The following is a 12,754-nucleotide window of genomic DNA, read 5'->3' on the forward strand; positions in this document are numbered from 1 at the left end:
GCAGCGGCAATGCGAAAAAGATGACGATTTTCCGAAATTGGGGTTGACGCTCTGCGGCCCAGACCGTAGATAGCCGCTCAATGGCTAGGTAGCTCAGCTGGTTAGAGCACACGACTCATAATCGTGGGGTCGGGGGTTCAAGTCCCCCCCTCGCCACCACTTCCAAATCTTCGGAAAACAAAGACAAACGCGCTACGGCGCGTTGTTTTTGTTTGGTCTTCGCGTGGGGCAGGATGGTGCTGCCCTGCCGATGGGACAGGTCGGGCCAAAAGGGTCGGGCCGGAGGGGGCAAGAGGACGGGCAAGGCTATGGCCTGCTACGTCTTCAGCGCAGCTTTCAGGGCTTCCAGCGCGGCAATCGTGTCATCATAGCTGTGCAGCGATTTTGGATGGTCGGCGCGGTTGCGGTGATAGAAGGCGATCCAGTCGTCCAGCTCTTCCACAGGGTAGGTATTGAACCAGACCCCTACGGTCAGGGTGAATGTCTTGCCACCGTCGTCCAGTTCGGCCTTTGCGGGCATGGTATTCTCCATCTGCGTCTCGGGCGTCTTTAACCGAGCCCGAGCATGATGACAAAGCGCAAGTGTCGAAGGGCGCCCGCTTGGGGCGCCCTGACATCGTCGGTGCGTGCTCCGGATCAGTTCGCGGCGACACGCAGCAGATCGGTGACGCGACGGATGGTGACGCGGCGGTTCTGTTCAGAGGCACCTTGCGTGTTTTCCTTCAGATATTCCTCGCCATAGCCTTGCACGACAAGGTTCTCCGGCGGGATGTCGAAATATTCCGTCAGTGCCAGAGCCATCGATTCGGCGCGGCGGTCCGACAGGGCCAGATTATAGGCCGCGTTCCCGACCGCATCGGTGTGACCTTCGATCAGGAAGATCTCCTGCGGGTTCTCGCGGATACGGGCCTTGATCGCCTCGCCCAGATCGGAAAGCGCCTGCGCCTGCTCGGGCTGGATCGCGGCGGAGCCTGTCGCGAAGGTCACATTCTCCACCGAAATGGCCGGTGCCAATGCGCGCACCGACGGGATCTGACGGATCTGCGACAGGGTGAACCCACGGTTCACATCGGCATTACGGGCCAAAGCATCGCGCAGGGCGGTCTCGTTGCTGGTGCTGGAGACATCACGGAAATTGGCGCGCGGCAGGTCGGAGACCTGCACAGGTGCGGCCCCGCGCGAATCGTCGATCAGGATGTAGCGTGTGCCGTCCGGCTCGATTCGGCTCCGCTGGACGATGCGGCGCTGGGCATCATAAATGGTGACGATCTGCGCGCCATCGGGACGTTCGGTGATGGTGCGCGTCGAGCCGTCGTCATAATCGCGGGTGCGGATCGTCGAGCCCGGCTGACGCAAGAGCGCGTTATCATCCTTGATCAGACCATAGCTGCCATCGGGGTTCTGGACCACGACACGGTCGCCGGAATTGACCGCAACCTCGGAGCCATTCTGCAAAATCGCCCCGACGGCCAGCGCCCCAAGCCCTGCAATCGCGACTTTCTCGAAATCCGAGAGACCCGATTTCTTGTCGGCCTCGGGCGATTTCTGGCTCGGTTTGGCATTGACGGCGGTGGCGAAATCCTCGGCAGAGGAACGCGCATTGTCTTTGGTAATGACCTCCTCGGTCATCTGCGCCCCCTCTGCGGAGTTGGCGCGCGGCTTGTCACCTGCGGCGGGCATGTCGGCCTTGTCTGCAAGGGCCTCGTTCTTGACCGGCGCCCCTTCGCTGGCGCGCTGGCGTGCGTCTTCTGTGGCCTGTAGAGCCTCTTCGACACGGCGCGGCTCTTGGGCCTCCTGCCGACTGTCTTTGCCGTCACGGGGGGCGGCTGCCTCAGCATTCGCCCCAGCGGCGCGGGGATCTGCCGGTTGGGCCGCCTGCTTTTCGGCCAGAGCCTTGGACAGCGATTGCGCCTCTGTCTTGCCGCTCTCTTGCTGCGCCGCGTCCTGTTCGGAAGCTGCGGCCTTGCCCTTACGGTCTGCGGCATCGGACGGGGCGGGTTTGGCCTGAGGGGCGTCGCTCTGGTCGCGCGCCTCTCCGGCCTTGGTCTTCGATGCCGTGCTGCCATCTGCGGACTTGGTACCTGCGGGCTTGGACTGTTCTGCCGTCGCCGGATCGGCGCTGTCGCCGCCCAGTTTGCGCTTGAGCGCGTCAACCTTACCGCCTTCTGCATCCGCTTTCAGCTCGGGCTTTCTGGCTTGGGGCCCGCTTTTGCCGGTGCCCAGAAGGCCTGCTTCGGGCTGGGCCCTGGGCTCTGCCTGTGATGTGCCGTCTTGTGCCTTGGGGGTGCCTTTCGCGGTATCGGCCTGTTCCGACGTCGCCTTTTTCACCGCGTCCGAGGCCGAAGGCTTCGAGGAGGATTGGGCCGAGGATTGTGGGGCACCGCTTTTGTCCGCGCGCGATGCGGGCGCGGTGTTCTGGCCTTCATCCTTGGCCTTGGAGGTGGCTCGGGTGCCGAGTTCGGGGCTGGCGTCAGGGGCCGCGCCCTGTGATCCGGTGTCCGATTTCGGGTCGGATTTCGGGTCAGCGGTGCGGGCCTCCATTTTCTTGCGGGCCGCTTCGGTCTGTGCATCCGCCTGTGCACGCGCTTGCGCGGATTGCGCCGCCTCGCTGCGCTTTTCGGCCTGGGAATTGGGACTTGCGGCGGTCATGCCCTCGCACAGCTCTGCTGCGGCCTTGGCGGAGACGCCGTTTTTGCTTTGGGTCTCGATACAGGTGGTCGCGCGGGCCTGACTGGGGCCGGTGTCCTCTTTGCCCGAGGACATCTTGCCGCGATCCGTATCGGGGCGGTCTTCGGACTGGGCCTGTTTCGGCACCGCAGGGATGGTTTGCGCGACCGTCAGACTGGGGGCCAAAGTGGCCAGCGCGGCAATGAGGGCGGTCGTGTTACGAAGTTTACTCTTCATCATTCCTCCTGAGCGACCCCCGATAACGGCGGGGTGTCTTTTCAGGTGGATAACCAAGCCGGTCCGATAAATGTTCCTGATCTTATTCGCCGCAGCCGCGAGAACTGCCCGGATCCGGTTGTGAAAAAGGGCACCAGTGGCGGTGCCCTTCCCACATTCCAAGGGGTTAGGTCTTAGCCGGGGATTTCGGCGGAAATCCCCTCGACATAGAAATTCAGCCCGGCCAGCGTTGCATCATCCGCCACTTCGCCCTCGGCGAGCCAGTCCGAACCGTCCTGTTTTTTCAACGGGCCGGTGAAGGGGTGGTAGCTGCCCGAACGGATCGCCTCGATCAGCGCCTCGGCCTCCTGCTTGACTTCGGCGGGCACCGCATCGGTGATTTCACCGATCTTCACCATGCCGCTGTCGATACCGCCCCAAGTGGCATCGGCCTTCCACGACCCTTCCAGAGCGGCCGCAACGCGCCCTTTGTAATAGGGGGCCCAGTTGTCGATGGTCGAGCTGACGCGCGGTTTGGGCGCGAAGTTCGACATATCCGAGGCCTGCCCGAAAGTGATCACATTGCCGGCTTCCTGCGCCTTGGCCTGCGGCGCAGTGGAATCGGTATGCTGCAAGATCACATCGACACCATCGGCGATCAGGGCAGCTGCGGCATCGGCCTCTTTGGCGGGGTCGAACCATGTATAGGCCCAGACCACCGAGATCTGCACATCGGGATTGACCTTCTTGGCGTGGATATAGGCCGCATTGATCCCTTGGATCACTTCAGGGATCGGGAAGGAGCCGATATAGCCGATCTTGTTCGACTTGGTCATGCGCCCTGCGATGGTGCCCTGAATGGCGCGACCCTGATAGAAGCGTGCATCATAGGTGCCGACATTCTCGGCGCGTTTGTAGCCCGTGCAATGCTCGAATTTCACATTCGGGAATTTGGCCGCAACATTGATCACGGAATCCATATAGCCGAAAGAGGTCGCAAAGATCAGCTCATGGCCTTCCAGCGCCAGAGAGGTCAGCGCGCGCTCGGCATCGGGGCCTTCGGGAACCGATTCAATGAACTTGGTCTGGATCTTGTCGCCATATTCGGCCTCGATCGCCTGACGGCCCTGATCATGCTGGTAGGACCAGCCCATATCGCCCACGGGGCCGACATAGATGAAGCCGATCTTCAGCGGATCGTCCTGTGCGAAAGCCGGTGCGCCGGTGGCGGCAATGCCGGCCATAGCAGCCGAGGAGGCAAGGAAAGTTCTGCGTTTCATGGAAGGTTCCCCTTGGATTGCGGGCATCTTTATGCACCCCGAGACTAGCCCCTCAACGAGAGGCATGGAAGGATTTTCCGAGACTTCCCGGTCCGGCCTGTGCGCCATGCCGGTGGGTCATCGACAAAAGGACGAGCGCCACGATCGTGACGAGATAGGGGGCCATCGACAGCAGATGTACCGGAATGGAATAGCCTGCCGCCTGTAGCTGGAGTTGTAGCGCCGTAATGCCCCCGAAAAGATAAGATCCGATCAACGCGCGTTCGGGGCGCCATGAGGCAAAGACCACGATGGCCAGTGCGATCCAGCCCGCGCCTGCGGTCATGCCTTCGGTCCATTGCGGCACCCGCACGAGGCTGAGATAGGCGCCCCCGATCCCCGCCAGCGCGCCGCCAAAGGCCAGCGCGGCAAAGCGCATCGCGATAACGCGGTAGCCAAGCGCATGGGCGGCGTCATGGTTTTCGCCTACGGCTTTCAGGATCAGCCCCGCGCGGGTGAATTTCAGAAAGGCCCAAGTGGCGGCGCAAAGGGCCAGCGACAGATAGACCACCCAGTCATGTGAAAACAGGATGCGGCCCAGCACCGGCAGATCGCTCAGCGGCCCGAAGTCGATCTTGCCGGTCGCGGGCGGGCGCACGCCTTCGAAGGATTTGCCCAAAAGCGCCGAGAGCCCCAGCCCGAAGAGCGTCAGCGCCAGACCCGTTGCCACCTGGTTTGACAGGAAGATCTGCGTCAGCAGCCCGAAAAGCAGCGCCATCACCACGCCCGATAACGCCGCCGCCGCAAACCCCGCCACCGGATTTCCCGTGGCCACCGCAGCGGCAAAACCGCCGATGGCCCCCATGATCATCATGCCTTCGACCCCGAGGTTCAGCACGCCCGAGCGTTCCACCACCAACTCGCCCGTGGCCGCCAGCAGGACCGGCGTCGAGGCGGTCATCAGCATGGCGATCAGAGTGACAATATCGATACCGCCGATCATTTGACGACTCCATAGCTTGTGCGGGGGGGCTCGAGGCCGGGAAGTGGCCCCCAGAACAGATAGGCCAGCCCGAGACCGATCACACAGGCCAACGCGAAAACGACCATATCGGGGCGCGACTTGCGCAGGGACCGCACCGCACGTCTGGCATGGATCGTATCGTCTTCGGGGGGGATCTCGTCATCGGCCCAGTCCTTGGGCAGAACCCTGCGGCGGGCGAATTCCGAGATCCGCCGCGTCAGTTCCCACATCGCCAGAAGCCCGATTGCCAGCGGCACGTAGAGGATGGCGGTGGTGGTCCAGATCAGCACGTAATAGCCGCCCAAGCCAGCCAGAAACCCCATCAGGGCCAGAATGGGCCGGTGGAGCGAAGGCAGGCGGCGGCTCATGGGCGCCTCCCGAAGGTGATACGGTAATTCGTCAGCACGTCGAACCCCAGCAGGAAAAACAGCAGCATCCCCTGAAAGACCTGAATGGCCGAGGGTGGCAGTTGCAGCATCTGCTGTGCGACATCGCCGCCGATATAGGTCAGCGCCATCAACAGTCCCGCCAGAAGGATGCCCACCGGATGCAGGCGGCCCAGAAAGGCCACGATGATGGCAGTGAAGCCATAGCCCGCGTTGAAGCTGTCGCTGATCCGTCCCGAGGGGCCAGCCACCTCGAACAGCCCCGCCATACCTGCAAACGCGCCCGACAGGCATAGGCAGAAGATCACCAGCCGTGCCGGCACGACGCCCGCAAAACGCGCCGCCCGCGGGGCCTCGCCCGCCACGCGGATACGAAAGCCCGCGATATGGCGGTGCATCAGGATATAGGTGAAGATCACTGCAATCAGCGCGGCCACCACGCCCCAATGCGCCCCCGTGCCCGCGATCAGCTCGCCATTGAAGGCCGAAGGGTATTGCTGGAGGTTCCGCGATCCGGGCATGCCAAACCCTTCGGGGTTTTTCAGCGGGCCGAACGCCATATAGGCCAGCAGGTTCTCCGCCACATAGACCAGCATCAGCGACACGAGGATCTCGTTGACGCCAAACCAGACCTTCAGCAGTGCGGGGATCAGCCCCCAGACCAGCCCGCCAAGCGCGCCCAGCACGATCATCGCGGGAAACAGCCACGCGGCCTCGGCAGGATAGATATGCAGCGCCAGCCAAGCGCCCGCGATGGCGCCGATGATATACTGCCCCTCGGCCCCGATATTCCAGATACCGGCGCGGAAGCCCACGGCGAGCCCTGCGGCGATCAGGATCAGGGGGGCGGCTTTCACCAGAAGCTGGCTTCGGTAGTAAAAAGCGTTCTGGCCAAGGATCGGGTCCCAGAAGATCGCCTTGATGGCATCAAACGGGTCCTTGCCCAGCAGGGCAAAGAGCAGCCCTCCCGCCAGAATGGTGGCAAGGACCGCAAGGAGCGGCGTGGACCACGCCCAGTGGCGCGAAGGCGTCGGGCGGCGCACCAGAGTGATCATGCGTCTGCCTCCGCTACCCTATCTGGCGCGGCATCACCCATTCCATGCGCGCCGCCCAGCATCAGGCCGATTTCCTCGATGCTCAGCCCTTTGGTCGGGCGCGGCGGCGACAGAGAGCCCGCGTTCAGCGCGGCAAAATGGTCGGAAACTTCCATCAACTCGTCCAGATCCTGAGAAATCACGATGACCGCGCCGCCCTTGGCCGCCACATCCAGCAGCGCCTGCCGGATCGAGGCCGCTGCCAGCGCATCCACCCCCCAAGTGGGCTGGTTGACCACCAGAACGACAGGCTCTTGCAGCACCTCGCGCCCGACCACGAATTTCTGCAGGTTGCCGCCAGAGAGCGCACGCGCGGCCACATGCGGCCCCGGAGTGCGCACATCAAACGCGGTGATGATCTCTTCGGCAAAGGCGCGGGCGGCGGCCATGTCGACCATGCCCCCCTTGGCCAAGGGCCGGCGGATGGTGCCGGTCAGCAGGGTGTTTTCGGTCAGGCTCATGGCGGGGACGGCGGCATGGCCTAGCCGTTCCTCGGGGGCGGTCAAGAGGCCATAGGCGCGGCGCTCGTTGGGACCAAGCCCCGAGACATCGCGCCCCGCCAGCACCACGCTGCCCGCAGCCGAGGGGCGCTCGCCCGCTAAGGTCGCCAGCAGTTCCTCCTGCCCGTTGCCCGCCACACCGCCGATGCCCAGAACCTCGCCCGCGCGCAGCCGCAGGGCCACATCCTTCAGCGACACCCCGAATTGCGACTGTGGCGGCAGGCTGAGGCCCTGCACCTCAAGCACCACATCGCCCAGCGTCCGGCCCTCGCGGTCGGTCACCTTCAGCTCGGCGCCCACCATCATCTCGGCCAGCTCGCGGGCGGATTTCTCGCGCGGGATCGCATCACCCACCACTTTGCCGCCGCGCAGGATGGTCGCACGGTCACAAAGCGAGCGGATCTCCTCCAGCTTGTGGCTGATATACAGGATCGCCGTGCCCTCGGCAGCCAGTTGGCGCAGGGTACGGAACAGGATCTCGACCTCCTGCGGGGTCAGCACCGAGGTCGGCTCGTCCATGATCAGAAGCTTGGGGTCCTGCAGCAGACAGCGCACGATCTCCACGCGCTGGCGTTCCCCTGCCGAAAGATCGGCGACAAGGCGGGCAGGGTCCAGGGGCAACCCGTATTGGGTGGAAATCTCGCGGATACGGCGGGCGAGCTGGCGCATGGGGGGCGGGTTCTCCATCCCCAAAGCCACGTTTTCCGCCACATTCAGCGCATCGAACAGCGAGAAATGCTGGAACACCATCGCCACGCCGCTCGCCCGCGCGGCGCGAGGCTCGGGGGGCGCATAGGCCTGCCCGCGGAAGGTCATCCGGCCCGCGTCAGGCTTCACCAGCCCGTAGATCATCTTGACCAGCGTCGATTTGCCCGCGCCATTCTCGCCCAGAAGCGCATGGATCTCGCCCTGACCGATCTCGAAGCCGACATCGCTATTGGCGATCACGCCCGGATAGGCCTTGGTCAGGCCCTCAAGTTTCAATAGGGGATCGCTCATGCTTCTCTTGCGTCCTGACTGTCGGGTTTTGACCGGATGGTCGTCTTTTGTCTCAATACTCCGGCGGCCACCCCTATCGCAATGGCCTGCGGATGTTTGCCAAGGCTCGGGTCCCCGATGGGGCATTGTATTTGCCCGATTTTCTCTGGGCTGTGGCCCAAATCCCGCAGGCGGTTACGAAACCGCGCCCATTTGGTGTCAGAGCCAATCAGCCCCAGATGGCCGAACCCGTGGGTCAGCAGGCGGTGGCACAACTCCAGATCCAGCGCATGGGAATAGGTCAGCACATAGTGATGCGCATGGGGCGGCGCGAGGGGCACCAGATCGGCGGGGTTTGCGGCGATCAGCGGCGTGACACCCTGCGGCAGCACCTCGGGAAAGCGCTCCGCATCGGTATCGGCCAGACGGATCGCGTAGTCGGGGAAGGGCGCAAGGGTCGTGGCAATCGCACGCCCCACATGGCCCGCGCCCCAGATCCACAGCGGCAAGGCCGGAGGCGCCACGGGTTCCAGCAGCCAGCCGTCAATCAGAAGCTGTGGCAGCTGCCCACGGTCGCGGTAACGCGCCAGCGCGCGATGGACCGACAGCGGCATCTCGGCAGGCCCGTCCAAGGGGCGGGCATGAAGCGCCCCGAACTCACGCGCCATATCCTGCGGCGTGATCGCCTCATATGCCAAGGTAACCGCACCGCCGCAGCATTGGTTCATAGCAGGCCCAAGCGGGATGGTCTGGCGGCCCGTCCGGCCTGCGCGGGCCTCTTGGATGGCGCTATATTCCAGCGCGCCGCCGCCAATGGTGCCTTGGATGTGGTCTGCAAAGACCAGCATCTCGGCGCCTGTCTCGCGCGGGGTGGATCCCTTGACGCCTGCCACAAGGACGCGGGTGAAGGGGGCTAAGTGACGCAGGCGGGCGGGGTCAAAGCTCATGCCGTGCCCTCGGCCCGTGCGATGGCCTCTAAAATGGCCTCGGGGGTGGCAGGCGCGCGCAAGGCAGGCCAGTCCGGACCACAGGCTGCCACCGCATTTTGCAGCGCGAAGAACACCGCATTGCCATGGACGAAGGGTGGCTCGCCCACAGCTTTGGAACGGTAGATCGTTTCCTTCCGGTTGGGCTGGTCCCAGAGATCCACGTTGAAAATCCGTGGCCTATCCGAGCAGGCGGGGATCTTATAGGTCGAGGGCGCATGGGTGCGCAAAGCGCCTTTGTCATCCCAGACCAGTTCCTCGGTCGTCAGCCAGCCCGCGCCTTGCACGAAACCGCCCTCGACCTGACCTTGGTCAATCGCGGGGTTCAGCGAGGCCCCTGCATCATGCAGGATATCGGCACGCAGGATGCGGTTCTCGCCGGTATGGCGGTCGATCACCACCTCGGCAATCGAGACGCCATAGGCAAAGTAATAGAAGGGGTGGCCCGTGCCTGTTGTCCGGTCCCAGGAGATTTCGGGGGTGGCGTAATAGCCCGTCGAGGACAGGCTGATCCGCGCCTCATAGGCGGCGGTGATCACTTCGGCAAAGGTGCCGCGATAGGTGCCTGCGGTGATAAAGCCGTCCTCGAAACGCACCGCATCTGGCGGGCAGCCTTCGCGCTGGGCCAGAAAGCCCGCAATCCGGTCGCGGATCGTGTCACAGGCCGCTTTCACCGCCATGCCGTTCAGATCGGCCCCCGAGCTTGCCGCCGTGGCCGAAGTATTGGGCACCTTATCGGTATCGGTGGCCGAAATGCGGATCTGGCTGAGCGGCAGGCCGAAGACCTTGGCCGCCACCTGACAGACCTTGATATGCAGACCCTGACCCATCTCGGTGCCGCCATGGTTCAGTCGCACTGTGCCGTCCTGATAGACATGCACCAAAGCACCCGCCTGATTGAGATGGCTGAGCGTGAAAGAAATCCCGAATTTCACGGGCGCCAGCGCGATGCCCTTTTTCAGCACCGGATTGGCGGCGTTCCATTCGGCCACTGCTTTCTGGCGCGTGGTGAAATCGGCGCGGGTGGTCAGACTGTCGGTCAGCGCCTGCAGGATGCTATCCTCAACGGGCTGGCCGTAATGGGTGGGGGCGGGGTCTTGGCCCATCTCGGGGTAGTAATTGCGCCGCCGTAAGTCCAGCGGGTCAAGGCCCATCACCTGCGCTAGATGCTCGATGGCGGCTTCGGTGCCCAGAATGCCCTGCGGGCCGCCAAAGCCGCGATAGGCCGTGTTCGATTGGGTATTGGTGCGCAGACGCAGGCTTTCGACGCGCAGCGCGGGGATGTGATAGGCGGCATCGGCATGCAGCATGGCGCGGTCGCAGACCGGCAGCGACAGATCCATCGACCAACCACAGCGGGCGAACTGGCGCAAGATCGCGCCGGTAATGCGGCCATCGGCATCCGCTCCGATCTGGTAGTCCACGCGGAAGTCATGGCGCTTGCCGGTGATGGTCATATCGTCATCGCGGTCATAGCGCATCTTGCAGGCGCGCCCCGTAACATGGGCGGCCACGGCGCAGGCGATGGCGGGCTGGTTGCTTTGGCTTTCCTTGCCGCCGAACCCGCCGCCCATGCGCCGCATCTCTATGCGTACGTCATGCATATGCAGGCCTAGGGCCTCGGCCACCTTATGCTGCACCTCGGTCGGGTGCTGGCTCGAGACGCGCAGGATCATCCCCTGATCCTGCGGCTCGGCCATGGCGGCTTGGCCTTCAAGGTAGAAATGCTCCTGACCGCCGATCTCGATACTTCCATGGGCGGTGAAAGCCGCCTGTGCCAAGGCCTCGGTCGGGTCGGTGTTTTCCCAGATGATCGGCCCGCCCTCATACCAGCTTTCACGGGCGATGGCTTGGTCGATGGTCAGGATCGGGGCACGGGGTGCATAGGTGATGCGGGCACGGCGGGCGGCGATACGCGCCAGCCGGTGCGAGGTGGCGACCACGATGAAGACGGGCTGGCCGATATAATGCACCTCACCCTCGGCCAGCAGAGGCTCGTGCCAGCCGCGGTTGGTGGAGGCGTCATTCTCGCCCGGAATATCGGCGGCGGTGAGGACCGTGATCACGCCCTCGCTGGCGAGGACTTCGGTGAGGTCGATCTCGGTGATCTCGGCGCTGGCCTCGGTTGAAAGGCCGAAGGCCAGATGCAGGCAGCCTTTGGGTTCGGGCAGGTCATCGAGATAGCGTGCCTGTCCGGTTACATGCAGGCGGGCGGAGTCATGGGGCAGCGGTTTGGCGACGCTCATGGCTGGACCTCCAGAATAGAGCTGTGCTGGCCCGTGAGATCGGCCAGATAGCGCAGGGCGAGGCCTTCGGCGGCTTTCAGGCGGTAATGCGCTGAGGCGCGCATATCGGACAGCGGCTGGAAGTCGAGGCCAAGCGCGGGGAGCGCCGCGCGGAAGGTCTCATCCGACAGGGGCTTGCCGGTCAAGAGCGCCTCGAAGCCGCTGGCGCGTTTGGGGGTGCCTGCCATGCCGCCGAAAGCCACGCGGGCTGACGTGATGGTGGTCCCGTCAAGGGTCAGGTTGAAGGCGGCGCAGACGGCGGAGATATCCTGATCGAAGCGTTTCGACAGCTTATAGGCGCGGAACTGCAGGGCGGATTTCGGGAAGGTGAGGCTTTCGACGAATTCGCCCGCGCGGCGGTCCTGTTTGCCGTAATCGAGGAAGAAGTCCTCAAGCGGCATCTCGCGGCGGCTGTCGCCTTGGCGCAGGGTGAGTGTGGTGCCAAGAGCGATGAGAGCGGGGGGCGTGTCGCCGATGGGCGAGCCATTGGCGATATTGCCGCCCAAGGTGGCCGCCTGACGCACCTGTTCGGAGGCGAAGCGGCGCAGGAGCTCGGCGAAACTGGGCAGATGCGGTGTGACCGCGCGGCGCAGGGCGGCGATTGTGGTGGCCGCACCCACGGTGAGATGGGTGTCGGTTTCCTTGATCTGCGCGAGGTCTTCGCATTGGCCGAGGAAGGCCACGAGGGGCAGGTCTTGCAGTTTCTTGGTGACCCAGAGCCCGACATCGGTGGCGCCGCCGATCAGCGTGGCCTGCGGGTGTGCAAGATACCAATCGGCCAGATCTTTGGTGGCGCGGGGGAGGAAGGGAGGCTGTCTGCCTCCCTCTGGTCCTGCGGACCATTCACCCTCCGAGGATATTTCCGGCAGCTGGAGGGGGCTGTCCATCCAGTCGGGTTTCGGGCTGTGGCTGGCGGCTTTGGCTGCGCGGATGATCGGGGCGTAGCCCGTGCAGCGGCAGAGGTTCCCTGCGAGGAGGTCGTCGTGGTCGGTCTGGTCGTTCTGGTGGGCGCAGGCCAGCGAGGCGATGATGCCTGGGGTGCAAAAGCCGCATTGGCTGCCGTGATGGGTGATCATGCTGTCCTGCACGGGGTGGCACTGGCCTTTTGGGCCGCTGATGCCTTCGACCGTGCGCAGGGCGCGGCCATGAAGCTGCGGCATCATCAGGATACAGGCGTTGAGCGGTCTGGAGCCTGCGGCATCGGTGAGGATGACCGTACAGGCGCCGCAATCGCCTTCGTTGCAGCCTTCTTTTGTTCCGGTGAGGCCTTCGGCGCGCAGCCAGTCGAGGACCGATTGCGTCGGGTCGCTTAGGGCAACGCGGCGGGTTTCTCCGTTGAGAAGAAACGTAATTTCCATG

At 64.1% G+C, this 12,754-nt stretch carries 10 protein-coding genes and 1 tRNA gene; 1 reads left to right on the forward strand and 10 read right to left on the reverse strand.

Annotation, left to right across the window (positions count from 1 at the left end):
• Positions 1 to 82 precede the first annotated feature (82 nt).
• Positions 83 to 159 (forward strand) — tRNA-Met (locus RPE78_RS08440).
• A 157-nt stretch (positions 160 to 316) separates the two neighbouring features.
• Here RPE78_RS08440 and RPE78_RS08445 read toward each other — a convergent pair.
• The 10 genes from RPE78_RS08445 to xdhA all read right to left on the reverse strand — a co-directional run bounded on the left by RPE78_RS08445 (position 317) and on the right by xdhA (position 12,753).
• Positions 317 to 520, reverse strand: coding sequence for a hypothetical protein (locus tag RPE78_RS08445; RefSeq protein ID WP_339109062.1), 204 nt, complete (start codon positions 518 to 520; stop codon positions 317 to 319).
• A 116-nt stretch (positions 521 to 636) separates the two neighbouring features.
• Positions 637 to 2,904, reverse strand: a complete 2,268-nt coding sequence (locus tag RPE78_RS08450) for an OmpA family protein (protein WP_406720280.1) — start codon at positions 2,902 to 2,904, stop codon at positions 637 to 639.
• A gap of 173 nt (positions 2,905 to 3,077) precedes the next feature.
• On the reverse strand, positions 3,078 to 4,163 hold the full coding sequence (locus RPE78_RS08455; protein ID WP_339109064.1) for a BMP family ABC transporter substrate-binding protein: 1,086 nt from the start codon (positions 4,161 to 4,163) through the stop codon (positions 3,078 to 3,080).
• Positions 4,164 to 4,215: 52 nt separating this feature from the next.
• Positions 4,216 to 5,145, reverse strand: a complete 930-nt coding sequence (locus RPE78_RS08460) for an ABC transporter permease (protein ID WP_406720281.1) — start codon at positions 5,143 to 5,145, stop codon at positions 4,216 to 4,218.
• Positions 5,142 to 5,534, reverse strand: a complete 393-nt coding sequence (locus tag RPE78_RS08465) for a hypothetical protein (protein ID WP_406720282.1) — start codon at positions 5,532 to 5,534, stop codon at positions 5,142 to 5,144. The genes RPE78_RS08460 and RPE78_RS08465 overlap by 4 nt, the downstream gene beginning before the upstream one ends.
• A complete protein-coding gene (locus RPE78_RS08470; protein ID WP_406720283.1) occupies positions 5,531 to 6,607 on the reverse strand; it encodes an ABC transporter permease in 1,077 nt (358 codons plus the stop codon). Before RPE78_RS08470 ends, RPE78_RS08465 begins: the two co-directional genes overlap by 4 nt.
• On the reverse strand, positions 6,604 to 8,145 hold the full coding sequence (locus RPE78_RS08475; protein WP_406720284.1) for an ABC transporter ATP-binding protein: 1,542 nt from the start codon (positions 8,143 to 8,145) through the stop codon (positions 6,604 to 6,606). The genes RPE78_RS08470 and RPE78_RS08475 overlap by 4 nt, the downstream gene beginning before the upstream one ends.
• Positions 8,142 to 9,071 (reverse strand): xanthine dehydrogenase accessory protein XdhC, encoded by a 930-nt coding sequence (gene xdhC / locus RPE78_RS08480; protein ID WP_406720285.1) that lies wholly within the window; start codon positions 9,069 to 9,071, stop codon positions 8,142 to 8,144. Before xdhC ends, RPE78_RS08475 begins: the two co-directional genes overlap by 4 nt.
• The gene (gene xdhB, locus RPE78_RS08485; RefSeq protein WP_406720286.1) at positions 9,068 to 11,356 is read right to left on the reverse strand and encodes a xanthine dehydrogenase molybdopterin binding subunit; all 2,289 of its coding nucleotides are present in this window, start codon (positions 11,354 to 11,356) and stop codon (positions 9,068 to 9,070) included. Before xdhB ends, xdhC begins: the two co-directional genes overlap by 4 nt.
• On the reverse strand, positions 11,353 to 12,753 hold the full coding sequence (gene xdhA / locus RPE78_RS08490) for a xanthine dehydrogenase small subunit (protein ID WP_406720287.1): 1,401 nt from the start codon (positions 12,751 to 12,753) through the stop codon (positions 11,353 to 11,355). The genes xdhB and xdhA overlap by 4 nt, the downstream gene beginning before the upstream one ends.
• Between the last annotated feature and the right edge of the window lies 1 nt (position 12,754).

It is taken from the genome of Thioclava litoralis, from assembly GCF_045278885.1.
Classification (GTDB): Bacteria; Pseudomonadota; Alphaproteobacteria; order Rhodobacterales; family Rhodobacteraceae; genus Thioclava; species Thioclava litoralis.

Excerpts from the sequence above, each read along its gene's own strand:
- RPE78_RS08445 (WP_339109062.1), bottom strand. The coding sequence starts at position 520 with ATGCCCGCAAAGGCCGAACTGGACGACGGTGGCAAGACATTCACCCTG.
- RPE78_RS08450 (WP_406720280.1), bottom strand. The coding sequence starts at position 2,904 with ATGAAGAGTAAACTTCGTAACACGACCGCCCTCATTGCCGCGCTGGCC.
- RPE78_RS08455 (WP_339109064.1), bottom strand. The coding sequence starts at position 4,163 with ATGAAACGCAGAACTTTCCTTGCCTCCTCGGCTGCTATGGCCGGCATT.
- RPE78_RS08460 (WP_406720281.1), bottom strand. The coding sequence starts at position 5,145 with ATGATCGGCGGTATCGATATTGTCACTCTGATCGCCATGCTGATGACC.
- RPE78_RS08465 (WP_406720282.1), bottom strand. The coding sequence starts at position 5,534 with ATGAGCCGCCGCCTGCCTTCGCTCCACCGGCCCATTCTGGCCCTGATG.
- RPE78_RS08470 (WP_406720283.1), bottom strand. The coding sequence starts at position 6,607 with ATGATCACTCTGGTGCGCCGCCCGACGCCTTCGCGCCACTGGGCGTGG.
- RPE78_RS08475 (WP_406720284.1), bottom strand. The coding sequence starts at position 8,145 with ATGAGCGATCCCCTATTGAAACTTGAGGGCCTGACCAAGGCCTATCCG.
- xdhC (WP_406720285.1), bottom strand. The coding sequence starts at position 9,071 with ATGAGCTTTGACCCCGCCCGCCTGCGTCACTTAGCCCCCTTCACCCGC.
- xdhB (WP_406720286.1), bottom strand. The coding sequence starts at position 11,356 with ATGAGCGTCGCCAAACCGCTGCCCCATGACTCCGCCCGCCTGCATGTA.
- xdhA (WP_406720287.1), bottom strand. The coding sequence starts at position 12,753 with ATGGAAATTACGTTTCTTCTCAACGGAGAAACCCGCCGCGTTGCCCTA.